We start from the raw sequence: 18,691 nt of genomic DNA on the forward strand, positions 1-18,691 counted from the left end.
CGCGGCTGAACGTCATCCCGCCCGTCACCGACGCCCGTCCGCCGCCCCAACTCACGGCGCGGACAGCCCGGCTGACGGGGCAGCACCGAGTCAAACCGCCGTACGCCGCCACCGTCAAGGGGGCACACCAGGCGGCGCGGCGACACGCCGACCGCCTCCCACCCGGTCGAATGCCGTTCGGCCCGCCGCACATCCGGCCTAGGGCCTGTCCGGCGGATCTTGCCTGTCTCGCGACGCCGGCCACGGCACCTCGCTGCGTTGCCGTATCGCGCGAATACGACGGGTATGAGCTGCGATCCGGCGCCTTGCGATGCACCGCATCCGACGCCGCGAGCCGCCTAGCCGCGCTCACCGCACGGGCGCCACCGCCGTCGACGCCCGTACCGTCAGGGTCGCCGCCGCCTCCCGCACCTCGCTCACCGACACCCCGTCCGCCACGGCCTCCCGCAGGCGCCGCGCCGCGAGCGCCCCGTACGCGTGCACGTCACGGCTGAGCGCCGTCAGCGCCGGGTCCACGAGCCGGCACAGCGCCGAGTCGTCCCACGCCACCAGCGACACGTCGGCCGGCACCCGCAGCCCGAGCCCGCGCGCCGCCGCGAGCCCCGCCACGGCCATCACGTCGTTGTCGTACACCACCGCGGTCGGACGTCCGTCCCCGCCGCCGTCCGCGAGCGCCGCGCGCGTCGCCGCCGTGCCGCCGCCCGTCGTGTAGTCCGCCTCCACCGTCCGCACCCGCAGCCCGAGCCGCGCCGCCGCCCGGTGGAACGCGGCCGTCCGCATCTCCGTGTGCCGCAGCCGCGCCGGTCCCGTCACCCGCGCGATCCGCCGGTGCCCCAGCTCCGCCAGGTGCGCGGCCACGGACGCCACGCCCGCCGCCTCGTCGCTCCACACCGCGGGCAGCGACCCGGCCCCCAGCGGCGCGCCGACGACGACCGCCGGCAGCCCGAGGTCCTCCAGCACCGGCACCCGCGCGTCGTCCACCCGGAGGTCCACGACGAACACGCCGTCCACCGCGCGCCGCGCCCACCAGTCGCGGTACACCGCGATCTCCGCCTCCACGTCCGCCGCGACCGTCAGCAGCAGGGGCGTCGTGTCGGCGGCCAGTTCGCCCTGGATGCCGGCCATCAGCCGCATGAAGAACGGTTCGAGGCCCAGCGTGTGCGCCGGCCGGCCGATCACCAGGCCGAACGCCCAGGCAGGCCCGGCCGGCGGCCGCCCCAGCTCGTCGGCGACGGCGAGCACCCGCCGCCGTACCGCGTCCGGCACGCCCGGCCGCCCGTGCAGGACGAGCGAGACGACCGCCCGCGTCACGCCGGCGCGGCGCGCGATCTCGTGCACGGCGGGACGTGACGCGCGGGGGGAGCCGGCGGCGTCCGGGGGGCGAACGGGACACGTGGTGCTTTTCACGGGCGGAACCTCCGGCCTCCGGTCCGCGGCGCGCCGGGACCCGACCCGTCCCGACCCCGCGGAGTGATCCGTCGCATGATCGGACAGAACGTGCCGCGGCGCCATGACGCCCCGCCCCGGCCGCCGGGCGCCCGTCCGGCCCGGGGGCGCGTAGGGCAGAATCGACCCGATGAGTACCTACCGTGAGCGAGTGAACCGCCGGACGGCCCGTGCGACGGTCCGCAGCGCCGCCGCCGCCCGCGAGCGACGCTCACACCTGTCGGCGCCCCGCGTGCCGACCGTCGGCATCGACATCGGCGGCACCAAGGTGATGGCCGGCGTCGTGGACCCGGACGGCGTCGTCCTGGAGCGCGTGCGCGCCGAGACGCCCGACAAGTCCAAGAGCCCCAAGGTCGTCGAGGACACCATCGCCGAACTCGTCCTCGACCTCTCCGACCGGCACGACGTGCACGCCGTCGGCATCGGCGCCGCCGGCTGGGTGGACACCGACCGGTCCACCGTCCTGTTCGCGCCGCACCTCGCCTGGCGCAACGAGCCGCTGCGTGACGCGCTCGCCGCCCGCCTCGCCGTCCCCATCATGGTCGACAACGACGCGAACACCGCCGTGTGGGGCGAGTGGCGCTTCGGCGCGGGCCGGGGCGCCGACCACCTCGTCATGATCACCCTCGGCACCGGCATCGGCGGCGCCATACTGGAGGGCGGCCGGGTCAAGCGCGGCGCGTACGGGGTGGCCGGCGAGTTCGGCCACATGCAGGTCGTCCCCGGCGGGCACCGCTGCCCCTGCGGCAACCGCGGCTGCTGGGAGCAGTACAGCTCGGGCAACGCGCTGGTCCGCGAGGCCAGGGAGCTCGCGGCGGCCGAGTCGCCCGTCGCCCACCACATCCTGGATCGCGTCGGCGGCCGTGTCGGGGACATCACCGGCCCCCTCATCAGCGAACTGGCCCGCGAAGGCGACGCCATGTGCGTCGAGCTGCTCGAGGACGTCGGCCGCTGGCTCGGCGTCGGCATCGCGAACCTCGCCGCCGCCCTCGACCCGGCCAGGTTCGTCATCGGCGGCGGCGTCAGCGACGCGGACGACCTCCTGATCGGCCCGGCGCGCGACGCGTTCCGCCGCCAGCTCACCGGCCGCGGCTACCGGCCGGAGGCCACCATCGTCCGCGCCGAACTCGGGACCGACGCCGGCATGGTCGGCGCGGCCGACCTGGCGCGTCTGGTCGCCCGCCGCTTCCGCCGCGCGAACCGCCGCCGCGCCGGCCGCGTGCACCGCGCGACGTTCGACCTGTGGCTGCCGTCGAGGAGCAGGACGGCCGGCCGATGACCACGCACTCCACGGCACCGGCTGCGCCCCAGCGCCCCCCGCACCGCCCGCGCCACCGCTGGCTGGCCCTCGTCGTCGTCGCGCTCCTGATCGCGATCCCCGCCGGCTACCTCGCGCTGTCCGCCTACCAGAGCCGCGACAGCGGCGAGGACAAGGCCCGCACGGCGTCGGCGCAGGCGCTGATCTACGAGTGGCCGAGCAAGGTGCAGCGCCGCATCTACGACGTCCCGATCCCCGCCGGCTCGGCGTACGTCGGCTACTACGAGACGAACTCGTGGGACGTCAGCAAGCTGTACGTCGAGTTCCGCTGCTCCCCGGGCCAGTTGAGCGGCTTCCTGCACGAACTCGGCATCGACCCCTCCGATCTGCGCGAGGGCCGGGTGAGCGTGAGCGACGCCGACGCGGACATCGTGGGCTGGTCCTTCGACGAACCCGACCGCACGTACACGAGCGCCACGGTGCAGCAGTCCGACGCGGAACCGGAGGTCGCCGTCACGGTGGACACGACGAGCGAGGAACGCCCCCGCGTCTACGTGACCTCGACGGCCCACCTCTGACCGAGGACGGCCGGACCGCGACGGGGATCAGCCGTCCTTCGACGGAGGTGGCATCGGCGGGAGACAGGCTTCGACGGCTCCAGGCTGGCGGAGGAGCGGGGCAGTTGTTACGTAGCACTCGGACGCCCGGCGCATGCCGAGGAGGCGCTGACGACGGCGATGGCGAAGCCCCTGTCGTCGCGACGCAAGGGCGGAGTGTTGATCGATCTCGCTTCCTGCGGTGTCCAGCGTGACGATGCCGATCAGGTCATCGGCCACGTGCGCGAGGCGATGGAACTGGCTCGTGCGACGCGGTCCGGCTACCTCGCCCGCAAGATCGCCGCTTTCGCCGGGACTCTCGGCCCGTTGCTGTCGGACAGCCGCGTTGCCGCGCTGAATGCAGAAATCGCCGATATGTCGGCAGTCGAATGATCTCCGGGAGGACGAAATGACCCTTGGTACCGGGCGTGTGTTCCGTGAGGCGTGGATCGCGGGGGTGCGGAGACACTTCCCGGGTGAGCCCAAGGCCGGCTATGTCGCGCCGTGGGAGGAGACGCCGGAGTGGGAGCGGGAGGCTGCCGCGGCCGTGGAAGGGCAGGTGTGTGACTTCGTCGCCGTGAGCGGTGGAAGCGCGGCCAAGTTGACGCGGGAGCAGCGGGGGCGGTTCGTCGCGCTGTGCTGGATCGCCCAGATCCACCGGCACTTCGATGCACCGAAGCCGGGTTACGTCGCGGATTGGGACGCTCTTCCCGAGTGGCAGCGGGAGACGGACGCGGACATCTTCGATGCCGTCGAGCGGGCCGCCGCGGTGTGAGCCTGCCGCGCGCCGTGCCCGTCCGTTCCGTCTTGTCGCCGTGACGTCGTCGCCCCCGTGCCCTCCCCGGGCGTGGGGGCGACGTGCGTCCTGACTCGGGTCCCCGACGCCGAAGTGGAGGCTTCGCTGCTGTGACCGTTGTCGTACGGAGCGGAGTTCGGAGGGGGCGGGCGTCGCGGTCGTTCGTTTGTGCGGTACTTTCCGGTCCGATCTTGCGTATCGGCCGAGGGGGACACCGTGGGACGTGCTGCGGACTGGAGTCCGGTCGGTATGGATTCCGATCCGACTCCGGGGGATCCGGACGAGGTCCGGACGCTTGCGGATGATTTGCAGACGTTTGCCGACGGTGTCGGTGAGGCGCTGGGGAAGATCCGGGGGCTTGCCGGGGATCGTGCGGTGCAGGACTGGTCGGGGTTGTCGGCTGATGCGTTCCGGGACGAGTTCGACGGTGTTCCGGAGAATCTGACGAAGCTGCAGGACTCGTACGACTTGTGCGCGCAGGCGTTGCAGACGTATTGGCCGAAGTTGGAGACGGCGCAGGGGGATGCGGATCGGGCGCTGGAGCGTGCGATCGCGGCGCAGGCTGACCTGACGGCGGCGCAGAGCGCTTTGGGGGATGCGCAGGATTGGGTGTCGCGTGCGGGGGATGAGGCGGATCGTCTGGAGCGTGAGGGGGAGGGTGCGGAGCCGCCGGACGATGCGGAGGTGCGTGCTGCGACGCGTGATCGGCAGGCGGCGCAGCAGGCGCAGGAGTCGGCTCAGGGGCGGGTGGACGATGCGCAGGGCCGTCTCGATGCCGCCCGGCAGTTGGCGGAGCAGGCGCGGGAGATGCGGGAGGACGCTGCCCGCGAGGCCGCTCGTGACATCGACGAGGCGTCCGACGCCGGTATCCAGAACCGCAAGTGGTGGGAAGACGCGATCCACTGGGTGACGGAGAACTGGGACACGATCGTCGATGTCTGCAAAGCCGTCGTCGCGGTCCTCGGCATCGTCGTCATGATCATCGGCGGGCCGTTGGCCTGGGTGGTGCTCGCCGCAGCCCTCGTCGTCCTCGCCGACACATTGATCAAATACGCCCGAGGAGAAGCCGGTCTCCTCGACGTCGCGTTCGCCGCACTCGACTGCATCCCCGGCATGAAGGGCCTCACCACCCTCGGCGGCCTCGCCCGCGGCCTCAAGGGCGGCCTCGCCGCCGCCCGCACCGGCATGCGCGGCCTCCGCCAGGGCGCCCTCGGCCTCGGCCGCACCGTCAGGACCCGGGCACGTTCCACCCGGAGCCTCGCGACCCGCGGTGACCCCATCGACATGGCCACCGGCGAGGTCGTCATCTCCGCCACGGACGTGTCACTCGCGGGCGTCCTCCCCCTCGTCCTGGCCCGCCACCACCGCAGCGGCCTGCGCGGCGGTACGTGGTTCGGCCCGTCCTGGACCTCGACGCTCGACCAGCGCCTCGTCCTCGAACCGGACGGCCTGCGCCTCCACACCGACGACGGCATGATCCTCTCCTACCCCCGCCCCGTCGCGGGGGAGCCGGTCCTGCCCGTCGAAGGGCCGCGCGCGCCGCTGACCTGGGACGGGGTTCCCGGCGGCACGATCACCGTCGCCCTGCGCGGCGCCGGGCACACGCTCCACTTCGCCCCCGTGCCGGGCCGCCCCGGAGCCGACCTCCCCCTCACCGCGATGACGGACCGCAACGGCAACCGCGTGAGCGTCGAGTACGACGAGGCCGGCGCCCCGTCCGCCGTCCGCGACGACGCGGACCGGCACATCGGTGTCACCACCGACGCCGGCCGCGTGACCGAACTGCGGCTGCTGAGCCACCCCGAGCACCCCCTGATCCGGCGCTTCGCCTACGACGGGCGCGGCAACCTCGCCGCTGTCCACGACGCCGACGACCGCCCCCTCACGTACGTGTACGACGACCGGCGGCGCGTCACCGGGTGGACCGACCGCGAAGGCCGCTGGTTCCGCTACACGTTCGACCGCCGGGGCCGCTGCGTCGCCACCGACGGCACGGGCGGCGCACTGGCGTCACGCATCGCCTACACGGACGACGGCAGCACCACCACGTACACGGACGCGCTCGGCCACAGCACCGTCTACCGGTTCAACGACGCCCGCCAACTGCTGTCCGAGACCACCGCGCTCGGCCACACCACGCATCGCACGTGGGACCGCTACGACCGCCTCCTCACGGTCACCGACCCCCTCGGCCGCACCACGACGTACGAGCGTGACGACAACGGCGACGTGACCGCCGAACTGCACCCCGACGGCGGCACGACCCGCTTCACGCGTGACACGCACGGCCGGTGGACGGAGGCCGTCGCCCGCGACGGGTCGCGCGTCCTGCGGGAGTTCGACGAGCGGGGGAACCTCGTCGCCGTCACCGACCCGGCCGGCGCGACGACCCGCCACACCTACGACGACCGGGGCCACCTCCTCACCACCACGTCCCCGCTCGGCAACACGACCCGCGTCCGCACCGACGCCGCGGGCCTGCCCGCCGAGGTCACCGACCCGCTCGGCGGCACGACGGTCACGACGTTCGACGCGTACGGCCGGCCCGTCGCCGCGACCGGACCGGCCGGCGGCCCGGTCGGCGTCGAGCGCACCCCCGACGGTCTGCCGCTCGTCCGCACCGACGGGCAGGGCGGAGCGCGCCGCTTCACGTACGACGCCGAGGGCAATCGGCTCACCCGCACCGACGAGGCCGGGCGGACGACGACGTTCACCTACGGCCCGTTCGGCCTGCCCGCCACGCAGACGCGGGCGGACGGCTCGCGGTACACGTTCGAGCGGGACGGCGAGCTGCGTCTCACACGGGTGACGAACGCCGCCGGCCTCACCTGGGAGTACGTCCGGGACGCCGACGGCCGCCTGCTCTCCGAGACGGACTTCGACGGCCGCACCGTGACCTACGCGCACGACGCCGCCGGCCGTCTCGTCGGCCGCACGGACGCCCTCGGCCGCACGACGACGTTCCGCCACGACGAGCGCGACGCCGTGTCCGCCGTCGAGACGGACGGCGTGCGCACCGAGTTCACGCGCGACGCCGGGGGCCGCATCGTCCGCGCGACCGGCGCCGACGCCGAGGTGACCCTCATCTACGACGCCGCGGGCCGCGTGCTGAGCGAGACGTGCGACGGGCGGACCGTCACCCACACGTACGACGCCCTGGGCAGGCGGCTCAGCACCACCACGCCGACCGGGCACCGCATCACGCACACCTACGACGCGGCCGGCCGCCGCGCCTCCCTGACCAGCGGCGGATGCGCCATCACCTTCGAACGGGACGCCGCCGGGCGGGAGGTGCGCCGCCTCCTCGGGCAGGATGTGGCGCTGGCCAGGGAACTCGACGCGACCGGCCGTACGGCGGGCCTCGCGCTGACCACCCGGGGCCGCGTCACGCTGCGGCGCGGCTGGCGGCGCAACGCCGCGCACCACCCGGTCGCCCTGGGCGGGGCGGACGGGACGACCGGCTTCGCCCTCGACGAGCGGCACCGCGTCACCGACGTCCACGCCGACGGGTGGAGCGAGCGGTACGCCTACGACGCGGACGGCAACCTCACCTCGGCCCACGGCACGGCCCACCCCGACACGGACGGAGACCGCGCGCACTCCGGCACCCGCGTCACCCGTGCCGGCCGGACGCGGTACACGTACGACGCGGCCGGGCGGACCGTCCGGCGGCAGGTGAAACGTCTCTCCGGCGGCTTGGACACGTGGGAGTACGAGTGGGACGCCGCCGACCGGCTGACCGCCGTGACGACGCCGGACGGGGCGCGCTGGCGCTACCGCCACGACCCGTTCGGCCGCCGCGTCGCGAAGGAACGTCTCGCGCCGGACGGCGCGACCGTCGTGGAACGCACGGACTTCACCTGGTCGGGCACGGTCCTGCTGGAGCAGACGACGACGGCGGACGGCGGTGCCACGACGGTCACCTGGGCGTGCGCGGGACGGACCCCCGTGGCCCAGACGGAGACCCGCTCCCGCGGCGCGGCCACCGCCACCGCCGACGACACCGACGTGCGGTTCCTCGCCATCGTCACCGACCTGGTCGGGACGCCCACCGAGCTGGTGGACGAGTCCGGCGCCGTCGTCTGGCAGTCACGCCCCACGCTGTGGGGCACGGCCCGCCCCGCGCCCGGCGCCACGGCCGACACGCCGCTGCGGTTTCCCGGCCAGTACGCCGACCCGGAGACGGGCTGGCACTACAACCTGCACCGTCACTACGACCCGGCCACCGGCCGCTACACGAGCCCCGACCCGCTCGGCCTGGCCCCGGCGCCGAGCCCCGTCGCGTACGTCGCGCACCCGCACACGGCCGCAGACCCGCTGGGTCTCGACCCGGAGTACTTCGACGCCTTCTCCGGCGACTTCCAGTCCGCCGATCACTTCGGCCCGCTCCCTGGGCGTTCGGACGGTGAGACCGTGTTCAGCGGCCACGGCGGGATCGGCCGTCACGACGACCTGACGTTCGAGGTTCCCGAAGGCACCGACATCGCCGTGTACTGCGACCACGGCGAGGGCATCTCCACCGAACTCGGCAACGACATAGAGCTCGGCTCGGCCACGCCGAGCGACACCTACCGGGCCGGGCAGATGATGCCCGACTACGTCCTCGAACCGCCGCGCGGCCTGTTCGTCATGGGCGACGCCCGCACCGTCACCGAACCGACCCGTCTCAGCGAACTGCTCCAGCCCAACATGGGCCGCGTCCACTGGGCGGCCTGCCGCACCGTGGCCGACGAATGACCCGCGGCGCCTACAGCTGTTCCTCGGCGAGGCGCCGCGCGGCGCGTTCCAGCAGCGGCCCCGCCTCGGCCATGCAGCGCTCGGGGTCCGGTTCCAGCGCGGTCAGCGGGTACGCTGCCGCGATGCCTGTGCCGCGCAGCGCGTCCCCGTCGATCGCGAGCCGCCCGCACACCGCCACGACCGGCTTCCCGGCCGCCCGCGCCGCCGCCGCGACGCCGGCCGGGGCCTTCCCGTGCAGCGTCTGCGTGTCGAGGGACCCCTCGCCGGTGACGACCAGGTCGGCGCCGGCGAGCGCCGCCTCGAAGCCCAGCACGTCGAGCAGCACCTCGATGCCCGGCCGGAAGGCGGCACCGAGACCCACCAGCGCCCCGTACCCGATGCCCCCGGCGGCGCCCGCGCCCGGCGCCCGCGCGAGGTCGGCGGCGCGCGCCCCCTCCGTGCGCTCCAGGATGCGCGCGAGGGTGCCGAGCGCCGCGTCGAGGGCGGCCACGTCGTCCGCCCCGGCGCCCTTCTGCGGGCCGTAGACGGCGGCCGCGCCCGTGGGGCCGGTCAGCGGGTTGTCCACGTCGCTGGCGAGGACGACGGCGGTGTCCTTCAGCCGCGCGTCGAGGCCGGACAGGTCGGCGGTGGCCAGGTCCCGCAGGGCGCCGCCGCCGTGCGGGAGCGGGTCGCCGTCGGCGTCGAGGAACCGCGCGCCGAGCGCGGTCAGCATGCCGGCGCCGCCGTCGGTCGTCGCCGAGCCGCCGACACCGAGCACGATGGTGCGGGCACCGGCGTCCAGGGCCGCCGTGATCAGCTCGCCGGTGCCGAACGTCGTCGCCGTGAGCGGGGCGAACGTGCCGGGCGGCAGCAGCACGAGGCCCGACGCCTGCGCCATCTCCACGACCGCCACGTCGCCGCGCAGCGCGAACACCGCGCGGACGGGGGCACCCAGCGGGTCGGTGACCTCGGCCTCGTGCGGCTCGAAACCGGCCGCGACCGCCGCGTCCACCGTGCCGTCGCCGCCGTCCGCGACGGGGAGGGCGGTGATCCGGGCGCCGGGCCGCGCCGCCAGGATGCCGGCGGCCGTGTGCTCGGCGACCTCGGCCGCCGTCAGCGAGCCCTTGAACTTGTCGGCCGCGATCAGTACCCGCGGGGCAGCGGTCGCCCCGTCCGTCAGCCTGTCCGTCATCGTCGCCCCTGTGGTGGTCGTTCCGGGTGGCCGCCGCCGGGAGGCCGCGCGCCGGTGGCGACCTTATCCGGCGACCCACGGCGGGCGGCAGGACGGGCCGGGGCTCAGCCCCGGCGGGTGCTCAGGCCGAGGCGCCGCCACACGGCCTTCGCCGCGTTGTGCCCGGACATGCCGTGCACGCCGGGGCCCGGCCAGGCCGCCGACGAGCAGATGAAGACGGCCGGGTGCGGCGTCGCGTACGGGTTGAACGCGACGCGGGGCCGGAACATCGTCTGCAGCCCCCGGAACGCGCCGGTCGCGATGTCGCCGCCGACGTAGTTCGCGTTCCGCCGGGCCAGGTCCGCCGGGCCGGCCACCGCGCGCGCCAGCACGAGGTCACGGAAGCCGGGCGCGAACCGCTCCAATTGCCGTTCCACCGCGTCCGTGAGGTCGCCCTCCCAGCCGTTCGGCACGTGCCCGTAGACCCAGAACACGTGCTTGCCCTCCGGCGCGCGCCCCGGATCGACCAGCGTCGGCTGCGTCGTGATCAGGAACGGCCGCACCGGGGCACGGTCGGTCGTGGCGGCGGCCTTGAGGGCGACCGCGATCTCCCGGCTCGACGCGCCCACGTGCACCGTCGTGGCGCGCCGCGCCTCGGGCGCCGTCCAGGGCACGGGGCCGTCGAGCGCGTAGTCGATCTTGAAGACGGAGGCGCCGTACCGGTACCCGGCGTACGCGCCGCCCAGGCCCGCGATCCGCGCCAGCGCCGTCGGCGAGGTGTCGAAGACGTACGCGCGCGCGGGCGGCAGCTCGTCGAGACGCCGCACCTCGAACCCCGTGTGCACCGTCCCGCCGAGGTCGGCGAGGTAGGCGGCGAGCGCGTCCGAGATGGACTGCGACCCGCCGCGGGCCACCGGCCACCCGCGCGCGTGCGCCGCCAGCGCGAACACCAGCGCCATGCCGGCCGTCATCGGGGTCCCCACCGGCGCGATGGCGTGCCCGCCGAGACCGGCGAACAGCGCGCGCGCCCGGTCGTCCCTGAACCGCCGCATCAGCCCGGCCACCGGCTGGACGCCGACGAGCCCGAGGCGCGCCAGCGTCAGCGGGTCGCGCGGCACGCCGTCCCACGGCACCTTGAGGAAGTCCCCGGCGAGGGTGTCCCACCGGCCCTCGAACGGCGCGACGAGCCGCCGGTACGTGCCCGCGTCGCGCGGCCCGAGCGACGCGGCGGTCTCGGCGGCCGACCGCGCCAGCACCACGGCCGTGCCGTCGTCCATCGGCTGCGCCATCGCCAGCTCGCCGTGCAGCCAGGTCAGCCCGTACCGCTCCAGCGGCATCGCCGCGAACGCGGGCGACCCGGCGCCCATCGGGTGCGCGGCGGAGCACGGGTCGTGCCGGAAGCCGGGCAGCGTCAGCTCCTCGGTGCGCGCGCCGCCGCCGACCGTCTCCATGGCCTCGAAGACCTCGACGGACATGCCGCGGCGGGCCAGTTCGACAGCCGCGGTCAGCCCGTTCGGGCCGGCTCCCACCACCACCGCGTCACGCATGGACGGCACCCCAACGCTCCCCTCACCGCGAACAAGGACCACCGAGGATACGCCCGCGAGGTGACGGGCGGACGCCGCGTCAGGCGCCCGGTGCGAGAGTCTCCCGCGCGGAGCGCAGGAAGTCGGCGACGAGCGGGTTCCGGTCACCGGCGCGGGTGGCGACGACGACCTGGCAGGGCTCGATCCCCTCGATCGGCACGGTCGTGAGGTCGTCCCGGAGCGTCAGGCGCCGGTCGCCCGCGGGCACGACGGCGATCGCCCGTCCGTCGGCGACGACCTCCAGTTTGTCCTCGAACGTGTCCACGAGCAGGGGGCCGAGCGGGGCACGGCCGCCGTCCGGCCGGGGTTCGAGCCGCCAGAACCCGTTCCACACGGCGGCCATCCCGGCGCAGGCCACGAGGGGAGCGTCACCGAAGTCGCCCGGCGTGACCGACTCCCGGCCCGCCAGGGGGTGGTCGGCCGGTACGAGGAGCACCCTGGGCTCGTCGTACAGGACGGTCGTCTCCAGCCCGTCGTCCGGGATGGGGAGCGGCGTGCGGATGAGGAGGACGTCGACCCGGCGGTCGGGCAGGGCGCCGGCCTCGTCCCAGTCGAGGTGGCGGGTGCGGACGTGGGCTCCGGGGTGACGGCGGCGCAGGTCCCGCACGGCGGGGCTGACCACCAGGTCCTCGACGTACCCGACGGTGATGGCGCGGGACGGCGCGGCGGCGCGGGCGGCGAGCGCGGCCTGACGGGCGGTGCCGAGGAGTGCCTGCGCCTGCGGGAGGAACGCCGCGCCGGCCGGCGTGAGGCGGCTGCCCTGGGGCGTCCGGTCGAGGAGGCGCACGCCGAGCACGTCCTCCAGGCGCTGGATCTGGCGGCTCAGGGACGGCTGGGCGAGGTGCAGCGCGGCGGCGGCGCGGCCGAAGTTGAGGTGTTCGGCGACGACCGTGAAGTACCGGACCAGCCGCAGGTCGAGGTCCACGGCCGCGTCGGCCATCGGGGGGTGCGGGGCGGAGACGGACACGACTCCAGCGTAACCGTCATGCGCGAACGGTATGGCGGGGTGCGAAACAGGTCTTGGACACCTTTTCCGTACTGGAGTTGACTCGGAGATGTCGCCACGCACGGTGACCCGCCGGGCCGCACCGGCGGTCGTTCCCGAGGGACGGAGAGGGTTCCGACATGAGTGCCTACGAGGGCAAGAACATAGTGATCACGGGCGGGAGCAGCGGTTTCGGTCTCACCACCGCCCAGTTGTTCGCCGACGGTGGCGCACGCGTCCTGGTCACCGGACGTGACCAGGAGGCGCTGGATGCCGCGCGCGGGCGGCTCGGTGACCGCGCGGTGGCGGTGCGCAGCGATGCCGGTTCGCTGGCCGACATCGAGGCGCTGGCCGACCGGGTGAAGACGGAGTTCGGGACGGTCGACGCCCTGTTCGTCAACGCGGGTGTCAACGGCTTCGCGCCGTTCGAGGCCACGACCGAGGAGATGTTCGACCAGCTCCTCGCCATCAACACCAAGGGCGCGTACTTCACGGTGCAGAAGCTCGCCCCGCTGCTCGCCGAGGGCAGCGGCGTGGTGCTCACCACGTCCGTCGCCAACGTCCTGGGGCTCCCGGCGCTCAGCGCGTACGCGGCCAGCAAGGCGGCCCTGCGCTCGATGACCCGCGGCATGGCCCGTGAACTGCTGCCGCGCGGCATCCGTGTCAACGCGGTCAGTCCCGGCCCGATCGACTCCGGGATCCTGGAGAAGTCGATGCCGGCCGAGGCCGCGGCCGAGACGAAGGCGGGCATGGCCGCGGAGAACCCCATGCGGCGCCTGGGCGGGACGGACGAGATCGCGCGGGCGGTCGCGTTCCTGGCCTTCGACGCCACCTTCACGACCGGCGCCGAACTCCCCGTGGACGGCGGCGGCTCCCAGCTCTGACGCGCACCGCGCGGCCGGTTATGCTCGCCGCGACGGCCGGGAGACCGCGGTGGACGGTACGGGCGCGCTCAGGGGGAGCCATGAAGACGGATGCGCAGTGGTACGTGCTCGTCGAGGCGGACGGCGGCTGGGGCACCGAGTCGGAATGGGTGCTGGCGGAGAAGCACCGTGTCGAGGGCAACCGGGAGGCGGCGCTGTCCCGCGCGGAGGAGATCTGCAGGACTCACCCCGTGCTCTGGGATCTTGAGGAGAGCGGACGGGCCGTCTTCCAGACCTCCGAGTCGAGCTGGCTGGTGGAGGTGACGCACGAGACGTGGAATGAGCACCTGGGCCGTCCTTCCACACTGACGGAGCACTTCCGGGTCACGGTCGGGCTTCTCGTCCACACCAGGGAGACCCCACCCGCCGCGCCGCCCGGCAAGAAGCCAGGCGTGCTGCGCCGTGCCTTCGGCGGCGAGCGGTAGCGGGTCCGGGCCGTTCACCGAGCGGCACGGTTGGTCCGATCCGTCGTGCGGGCGGAGTCCCCGGCCGGGCGGTAGTTCCCCACGGTGGCGGCGAGCCGTTCGAACCGCACGTTGCCGGTGGGGAACGGGCGGCTCAGCGCGCAGCCGTGGAGGTCGCCGTTCGGGTCGATGGTGGCGTGGTCGTAGTAGCAGCGTGAGCAGAGCCGCTGGACGGCGGCGCGGCTCGCCCGCCGGGGCCGCTCGACGCGCAGGTCGGTGACGCCGAGCGCGGTGAGTTCGGCGACGGCCCCGGCGATCCGCTGCTCCTCCGACGTCCTGACCAGGGTGACGCGGAGCGGGACGCCGAGGTCGAGCGCTCTGACGATGGTGGCCAAGGCGCGTCCGTGGCTGCCGGGTTCGCGGGTGATGCCGTCGTGCTCGGCCGGGTCGTCGCTGTAGTAGGTGAGGGAGAGACGCGCGCCGTCGATCGCCAGCCAGTGCCAGAGGTGGGGCGGCACGTTGGCGCGGACGGTGTGGACCTCGGCGGTGAGGCCGAGACGGAGGGCGTGCCGGAGGAGCGGGACCAGGTCGGGGGAGTGGGCTGGATCGTCGCCGCCGAACCGGACTTCGGGGATGCCGAGCACCGTCATGTCGTCCACGGCGGCCGTCCAGTCGGCGAGCGTCATGAGACCGGAACGGGCGTCACGGCCGGAGGCGAAGCACGGACGGCCCGTCAGCAGGAGTTCGACGCGGGGGATGCCGGGGGTCATGACGCTCGTCTCCGGGGGGCGGGGGCGGCCCCGGACCTGCCGGGGCCGACGGGGTGGGAACGCGGGGGTGTCACAGGTCGTACCGGTCCCCGAGGTGGGCGCGGATCTCCGCGTCGAGCCGCTCCCACTCCTCGAAAAGTTTCGCGAGGGCCGACGATTCGGCCTCCGGGGGCGGATCGGTGGGGAGTTCCGGCTCGGACTGCGGTCCGTCGGTGACGGTCATGGGCACCTGCCTTCTGTGCAGCACTGATGGCCACGTCGCGTAGTGCCTGCGGCGCTGCGCGTCATGTGCCGATAGTGGGGCGTGACGGGTCGCTTAGGCAAGTGTGCCTAGGCGATCGGTGTCGCAGGTTGACGTTTGGCATATGCCGCCGTTGTGACGGGTGTTGGCGGAGCGGCATCATGACGCACATGGCTCAAGCGGACATGCCCACCATGCGCAGCCGGCGGCTGGGCGGCGAACTGCGCCGTCTCCGGCTGGAGGCGGGGCTGAAGGTTCAGGACGCCGCGATCGCACTCGAATGCGGCCACCCGAAGATCTCGCAGATCGAGACCGGGAAACGCGGCATAAGGCAACTCGATCTGACGACGCTGCTCAAGCTGTACGGCGTCGAGGACGAGACACTGCGGCTCAGCCTCAAGAAACTGGCACGGGAGATCCACCGAGTGGACTGGTGGACCAAGGCCGGCCCGCTGCTGCACGACGAGCTGAAGGATTACCTGACGCTCGAGACGGACTCCGAACTGGTCCGTACCTACGAGACCATGGTCGTGCCAGGTCTCCTGCAGACGGAGGCGTACGCGCGGCAGATCATCGCGCCCGTTTCACCCGCCAGTGCGGACGCTCTCGTGGACACCAGGATGAAACGGAAGGTCCTACTGGATAACCGATCCCTCATCCTGCGCGCAGTGATCGATGTGCCAGCGCTGCACCGGATTCCAGGGGGCGATGCCACGGCGAGAGATCAGCTTAGGCATCTGTGCGACATGGCAGCGCGTCCTAACGTGACGGTCCAGGTCCTCCCGCTGGCCGCATCACTGCCGATTGACGAACTTCCACCGTTCACTGTGTTCTCACTGCGAGGTGAACCGAAGGCGTCGGTCGTGTGGTTGGAGCACCTGAGCGGAGCTACGCTGTTGGAACAGCAGCCGGACGTGTCACGCTACGGCCAGGCGTGGGACGAGCTGACCGCCTCCGCTCTGTCCCCGGCTGATTCGGTGAAGTACGTCCGCGATTTGCTCGACAAGGAACGATGACATGACTCCCACCGCCCGTGACTCCAAGGGCGCCGTTTGGCATACGAGCACGTACAGCAACAACGGCAGCGGTTGCATCGAGCGGGGTCGGCTCGGCGGTGGGCGTCAGGGTGTGCGGGACACGAAGGACCGGGCTCGGGGTGTGCTGACCTTCGAAGCCCCGGCGTGGGCGAGCTTCGTCGCCGCCGCGCAGCGCGGAGATCTCACGCGCTGACCGACGCCGCCGGCGACCGACACGGCCGCGCCGCCGCATCGACCGATGCGGCGGCGCGGCCGGACAGGATCAGGCCGTCCAGGTGGCGACGTCGTGGTAGGCCCGGCCGCCGTCCTTCGCCAGGAAGACCGTGAACTCGTACTGGTGGCCCTCCGTCATGTCGAACGGGTAGCCCTGGGAGGCCCGGCGCTCGGCGCAGTTGCCGTTGCCACCGACCTGGAACGTGTAGGAGTTGTCCCAGGCCACCTTGCGGATGATCTGGACCCCCACGGCCCAGCCGTCCGCCTCGATGTCGCAGATCCGGACGATGTCGCCGTACGCCTCGAACTGGAGCCTGCCGCCCGGGTCCCCGTCATCCGTGTGCAGCGTGTGGTCCCAGGTGATCGCCTGCGCGGACGGCGAGGCGAGGACCGGGGTCACGGCCGCCACAAGGGCGACGACCCCAGCGCGGAGGGCCGTCTTGCGCGAGAACTTCCACATGTGTTCGCTTCTCCAGCTTCTGGTCGGCAGACGCGACCCGGCGGATCGCGTGGGACGGGAGCCTAGAGAGATCGTTCGCACGAAGGAACGGTTCGCGCACGCCGTCGGCAAAATTTGAGGTACATCAAGAATTCACCTGCTGTTCAAGCAGGTTGAGTTCTCAACCACGGCGAATCGCGAAGGCGCGCGGCGGTCAGGCGTCGTTGCCGGCCAGGAGCAGGGAACGCACCCGCCGCAGCGTCCCCTCGTCGCGGGCGACGGCGAACGGCAGGGCGTTCCCACCCGACGGGCGGAACGTCCCGCCGTCCAGCGTGCGGTGCGTGCCGCCGGCCTCCGACACCAGCAGCAGACCGGCCGTGTGGTCCCACGCGAACTGCCAGTCGAACGCCAGGGCGTCCACCCGCCCGGCCGCCACGGCGAGGTACTCGAGCCCGGCCGCCCCGCACGCGCGCTGCGCCAGGCCGTCCGTCCACAGCGCCGACAGCGCCCGCTTCTGCTCGTCGGTGGTGAAGTCCGGGTGCGAACACGCCACCTCCAGGACCTTGCCCGGCTCGGGCGAACCCGCCCGCAGCGGCTCACCGTCCAGCCACGCGCCCTCACCGCGCCGCGCGTGGGCGAGCTGCCCGGTCACCGGGGCCAGCGTCCACGACGCGATCACCTCGTCCCGCACGACCAGGGAGACGAGCGTCGCGAAGCCGGCCTCGCCCCGTACGAACTGGCGCGTGCCGTCCACGGGATCGACGACCCACACGGGCGCGTCCCCGCCCAGCGCGGCGTACCGCCTCGGGTCGTCGGACACGGCCTCCTCGCCGACGACGACCGAGCCGGGCAGCAGCGCCGTCAGGTCGCGGGTGAGCCGCCGCTCCGCGTCCCGGTCGGCGACCGTCACGGGATCGTGCGGCCCGCTCTTGGTCGCCACCTCGTCGTCGGCCAGCCGCCGCCAGCGCGGCATGATCTCCGCCTCGGCAGCCGTGCGCACGGCCTCCTCGACTCGTTCCAGCAGCTTGTCATCGACCATGCCTCTATCGAAACACGCTGCTCAGCGCCACAACCGCCACCCCCACCCACGGGATGCCGGCGCCGGCCTGCGCCCGGTGGGATAGGCTCGCGGTCATGAAAACCGGGACGGCATCGCGCCACACACGGATCGGTGACCCGGTGCTCTTCTGAGCGCCGTACGGGCCGCTGACGGTCCGCTGTCCGATCGGGAAGTCCGCGCCGCCGCGCGTGCCCCGCCCCCGTCGTGTTGAACACAAGCTCGACACATCGACCACGACGGGAGAGCCCATGCTCACCAAGACCTTGCACATCCCCACCGCAGACGGCCAGGCCGACGCGTTCGCCGTCGTCCCCGACCGAGGCGGGCGGCACCCGGGCGTGCTGATGTACGCGGACGGTTTCGGTATCCGGCCCGTGCTGCGGGAGATGGCCCGCGAACTGGCCGGGCACGGGTACTACGTGCTCGTCCCCAACCTCTTCCACCGGCACGGTCCGGTGCCGGTGCTCGAACTTCCCGAGCACATCGGAGAAGACGTCAGGCCCGCGCTCATGGCCCAGGTGATGCCCCTGATCGAGGCGCACACCACCGAACGGGTCCTGAGCGACGCCGACGCCTACCTCGAATTCCTCACCACTCGGCCCGAGGTCGCCACCGGACCGGTCGCGGTGACCGGATACTGCATAGGCGGCCTTTACGCGATGCGGACCGCCGCGGCCCACCCCGGCAAGGTGGCCGCCCTCGCCGCTTTCCACGCCCCCGTGAGCGCGGACGGCCCGGACGCCTTCGCCGCGATCACCGCCCAGGTCCACTTCGGCCACGCCGAGAGCGACCTCACACCCGAAGCCTTCGGCCAACTCAACCGGGCCTTGGCCGCCGCGAAGATCGACCACACGTCCGAGATTTACCCCGGCACCGTCCACGGGTTCACCATGGCGGACACCGACGCCTTCGACCCCGCCGGCCTGCGGCGCCACTGGGAGCGACTGCTTCCCCTTCTCGACCGCACACTGATCGGGAACAACTGACCGAGCGGGCGGATCGGGCTTGCCCGACCGGCGGTGGAGCGGTGGCCGCCCCGCTCCACCGCCG

Annotated in this window: 18 protein-coding genes; 10 read left to right on the forward strand and 8 right to left on the reverse strand. The window is 73.4% G+C overall.

The window, feature by feature from the left end; genetic code table 11:
- Window positions 1-348: 348 nt before the first annotated feature.
- On the reverse strand, window positions 349-1,338 hold the full coding sequence (locus tag EMA09_RS24470) for a LacI family DNA-binding transcriptional regulator (protein ID WP_240796546.1): 990 nt from the start codon (window positions 1,336-1,338) through the stop codon (window positions 349-351).
- Between the two features lie 238 nt (window positions 1,339-1,576).
- Between EMA09_RS24470 and EMA09_RS24475 the strand changes: the two genes are divergently transcribed.
- The 5 genes from EMA09_RS24475 (at window position 1,577) to EMA09_RS24495 (ending at window position 8,833) form a co-directional block, all read left to right on the forward strand.
- Window positions 1,577-2,725 carry an ROK family glucokinase gene (locus EMA09_RS24475; protein ID WP_129843129.1) on the forward strand — a complete coding sequence of 383 codons (1,149 nt, stop codon included), beginning with the start codon at window positions 1,577-1,579 and terminating at the stop codon, window positions 2,723-2,725.
- Window positions 2,722-3,282, forward strand: coding sequence for a hypothetical protein (locus tag EMA09_RS24480; RefSeq protein WP_129843130.1), 561 nt, complete (start codon window positions 2,722-2,724; stop codon window positions 3,280-3,282). The genes EMA09_RS24475 and EMA09_RS24480 overlap by 4 nt, the downstream gene beginning before the upstream one ends.
- Before the next feature lie 159 nt (window positions 3,283-3,441).
- On the forward strand, window positions 3,442-3,693 hold the full coding sequence (locus tag EMA09_RS24485; protein ID WP_129843131.1) for a tetratricopeptide repeat protein: 252 nt from the start codon (window positions 3,442-3,444) through the stop codon (window positions 3,691-3,693).
- 16 nt (window positions 3,694-3,709) lie between these two features.
- Window positions 3,710-4,075: a hypothetical protein gene (locus tag EMA09_RS24490; protein ID WP_129843132.1), complete on the forward strand. Its 366-nt coding sequence runs from the start codon at window positions 3,710-3,712 to the stop codon at window positions 4,073-4,075.
- Window positions 4,076-4,345: 270 nt separating this feature from the next.
- Window positions 4,346-8,833 carry a putative adhesin gene (locus tag EMA09_RS24495; protein ID WP_346655854.1) on the forward strand — a complete coding sequence of 1,496 codons (4,488 nt, stop codon included), beginning with the start codon at window positions 4,346-4,348 and terminating at the stop codon, window positions 8,831-8,833.
- A gap of 10 nt (window positions 8,834-8,843) precedes the next feature.
- Here EMA09_RS24495 and EMA09_RS24500 read toward each other — a convergent pair whose 3' ends face one another.
- The 3 genes from EMA09_RS24500 to EMA09_RS24510 all read right to left on the reverse strand — a co-directional run bounded on the left by EMA09_RS24500 (window position 8,844) and on the right by EMA09_RS24510 (window position 12,509).
- On the reverse strand, window positions 8,844-10,004 hold the full coding sequence (locus EMA09_RS24500; RefSeq protein WP_129843134.1) for a glycerate kinase: 1,161 nt from the start codon (window positions 10,002-10,004) through the stop codon (window positions 8,844-8,846).
- Window positions 10,005-10,108: 104 nt separating this feature from the next.
- A complete protein-coding gene (locus EMA09_RS24505) occupies window positions 10,109-11,530 on the reverse strand; it encodes an NAD(P)/FAD-dependent oxidoreductase (protein ID WP_129843135.1) in 1,422 nt (473 codons plus the stop codon).
- A 79-nt stretch (window positions 11,531-11,609) separates the two neighbouring features.
- Window positions 11,610-12,509 carry a LysR family transcriptional regulator gene (locus tag EMA09_RS24510; protein WP_129844234.1) on the reverse strand — a complete coding sequence of 300 codons (900 nt, stop codon included), beginning with the start codon at window positions 12,507-12,509 and terminating at the stop codon, window positions 11,610-11,612.
- Window positions 12,510-12,694: 185 nt separating this feature from the next.
- On the opposite strand from EMA09_RS24510, the gene EMA09_RS24515 reads away from it, so the two are divergent.
- Window positions 12,695-13,438 carry an SDR family oxidoreductase gene (locus EMA09_RS24515; protein ID WP_129843136.1) on the forward strand — a complete coding sequence of 248 codons (744 nt, stop codon included), beginning with the start codon at window positions 12,695-12,697 and terminating at the stop codon, window positions 13,436-13,438.
- An 80-nt stretch (window positions 13,439-13,518) separates the two neighbouring features.
- Window positions 13,519-13,902, forward strand: coding sequence for a hypothetical protein (locus tag EMA09_RS24520; protein ID WP_129843137.1), 384 nt, complete (start codon window positions 13,519-13,521; stop codon window positions 13,900-13,902).
- A gap of 14 nt (window positions 13,903-13,916) precedes the next feature.
- On the opposite strand, the gene EMA09_RS24525 is transcribed toward EMA09_RS24520, so the two are convergent.
- Window positions 13,917-14,651: a radical SAM protein gene (locus tag EMA09_RS24525; protein WP_129843138.1), complete on the reverse strand. Its 735-nt coding sequence runs from the start codon at window positions 14,649-14,651 to the stop codon at window positions 13,917-13,919.
- 70 nt (window positions 14,652-14,721) lie between these two features.
- Window positions 14,722-14,874 carry a hypothetical protein gene (locus EMA09_RS28510; RefSeq protein ID WP_168220798.1) on the reverse strand — a complete coding sequence of 51 codons (153 nt, stop codon included), beginning with the start codon at window positions 14,872-14,874 and terminating at the stop codon, window positions 14,722-14,724.
- 188 nt (window positions 14,875-15,062) lie between these two features.
- Here EMA09_RS28510 and EMA09_RS24530 point away from each other — a divergent pair, with 188 nt between their 5' ends.
- Complete coding sequence (locus EMA09_RS24530; protein ID WP_129843139.1) at window positions 15,063-15,908, forward strand: helix-turn-helix transcriptional regulator; 846 nt, start codon at window positions 15,063-15,065, stop codon at window positions 15,906-15,908.
- Between the two features lies 1 nt (window position 15,909).
- Window positions 15,910-16,122 carry a DUF397 domain-containing protein gene (locus EMA09_RS24535; protein WP_129843140.1) on the forward strand — a complete coding sequence of 71 codons (213 nt, stop codon included), beginning with the start codon at window positions 15,910-15,912 and terminating at the stop codon, window positions 16,120-16,122.
- 69 nt (window positions 16,123-16,191) lie between these two features.
- On the opposite strand, the gene EMA09_RS24540 is transcribed toward EMA09_RS24535, so the two are convergent.
- Both EMA09_RS24540 and EMA09_RS24545 read right to left on the reverse strand, forming a co-directional pair.
- Window positions 16,192-16,602, reverse strand: coding sequence for a hypothetical protein (locus EMA09_RS24540; protein ID WP_129843141.1), 411 nt, complete (start codon window positions 16,600-16,602; stop codon window positions 16,192-16,194).
- Between the two features lie 193 nt (window positions 16,603-16,795).
- A complete protein-coding gene (locus EMA09_RS24545) occupies window positions 16,796-17,620 on the reverse strand; it encodes an inositol monophosphatase family protein (RefSeq protein WP_129843142.1) in 825 nt (274 codons plus the stop codon).
- A gap of 269 nt (window positions 17,621-17,889) precedes the next feature.
- On the opposite strand from EMA09_RS24545, the gene EMA09_RS24550 reads away from it, so the two are divergent.
- Window positions 17,890-18,627 carry a dienelactone hydrolase family protein gene (locus EMA09_RS24550; protein WP_129843143.1) on the forward strand — a complete coding sequence of 246 codons (738 nt, stop codon included), beginning with the start codon at window positions 17,890-17,892 and terminating at the stop codon, window positions 18,625-18,627.
- Window positions 18,628-18,691 lie beyond the last annotated feature (64 nt).

Source organism: Streptomyces sp. RFCAC02, assembly GCF_004193175.1.
Taxonomy (GTDB): Bacteria; Actinomycetota; Actinomycetes; order Streptomycetales; family Streptomycetaceae; genus Streptomyces.

Excerpts from the sequence above, each read along its gene's own strand:
- EMA09_RS24475 (WP_129843129.1), top strand. The coding sequence starts at position 1,577 with ATGAGTACCTACCGTGAGCGAGTGAACCGCCGGACGGCCCGTGCGACG.
- EMA09_RS24480 (WP_129843130.1), top strand. The coding sequence starts at position 2,722 with ATGACCACGCACTCCACGGCACCGGCTGCGCCCCAGCGCCCCCCGCAC.
- EMA09_RS24485 (WP_129843131.1), top strand. The coding sequence starts at position 3,442 with ATGGCGAAGCCCCTGTCGTCGCGACGCAAGGGCGGAGTGTTGATCGAT.
- EMA09_RS24490 (WP_129843132.1), top strand. The coding sequence starts at position 3,710 with ATGACCCTTGGTACCGGGCGTGTGTTCCGTGAGGCGTGGATCGCGGGG.
- EMA09_RS24495 (WP_346655854.1), top strand. The coding sequence starts at position 4,346 with ATGGATTCCGATCCGACTCCGGGGGATCCGGACGAGGTCCGGACGCTT.
- EMA09_RS24500 (WP_129843134.1), bottom strand. The coding sequence starts at position 10,004 with ATGACGGACAGGCTGACGGACGGGGCGACCGCTGCCCCGCGGGTACTG.
- EMA09_RS24505 (WP_129843135.1), bottom strand. The coding sequence starts at position 11,530 with ATGCGTGACGCGGTGGTGGTGGGAGCCGGCCCGAACGGGCTGACCGCG.
- EMA09_RS24510 (WP_129844234.1), bottom strand. The coding sequence starts at position 12,509 with ATGGCCGACGCGGCCGTGGACCTCGACCTGCGGCTGGTCCGGTACTTC.
- EMA09_RS24515 (WP_129843136.1), top strand. The coding sequence starts at position 12,695 with ATGAGTGCCTACGAGGGCAAGAACATAGTGATCACGGGCGGGAGCAGC.
- EMA09_RS24520 (WP_129843137.1), top strand. The coding sequence starts at position 13,519 with ATGAAGACGGATGCGCAGTGGTACGTGCTCGTCGAGGCGGACGGCGGC.
- EMA09_RS24525 (WP_129843138.1), bottom strand. The coding sequence starts at position 14,651 with ATGACCCCCGGCATCCCCCGCGTCGAACTCCTGCTGACGGGCCGTCCG.
- EMA09_RS28510 (WP_168220798.1), bottom strand. The coding sequence starts at position 14,874 with ATGACCGTCACCGACGGACCGCAGTCCGAGCCGGAACTCCCCACCGAT.
- EMA09_RS24530 (WP_129843139.1), top strand. The coding sequence starts at position 15,063 with ATGGCTCAAGCGGACATGCCCACCATGCGCAGCCGGCGGCTGGGCGGC.
- EMA09_RS24535 (WP_129843140.1), top strand. The coding sequence starts at position 15,910 with ATGACTCCCACCGCCCGTGACTCCAAGGGCGCCGTTTGGCATACGAGC.
- EMA09_RS24540 (WP_129843141.1), bottom strand. The coding sequence starts at position 16,602 with ATGTGGAAGTTCTCGCGCAAGACGGCCCTCCGCGCTGGGGTCGTCGCC.
- EMA09_RS24545 (WP_129843142.1), bottom strand. The coding sequence starts at position 17,620 with ATGGTCGATGACAAGCTGCTGGAACGAGTCGAGGAGGCCGTGCGCACG.
- EMA09_RS24550 (WP_129843143.1), top strand. The coding sequence starts at position 17,890 with ATGCTCACCAAGACCTTGCACATCCCCACCGCAGACGGCCAGGCCGAC.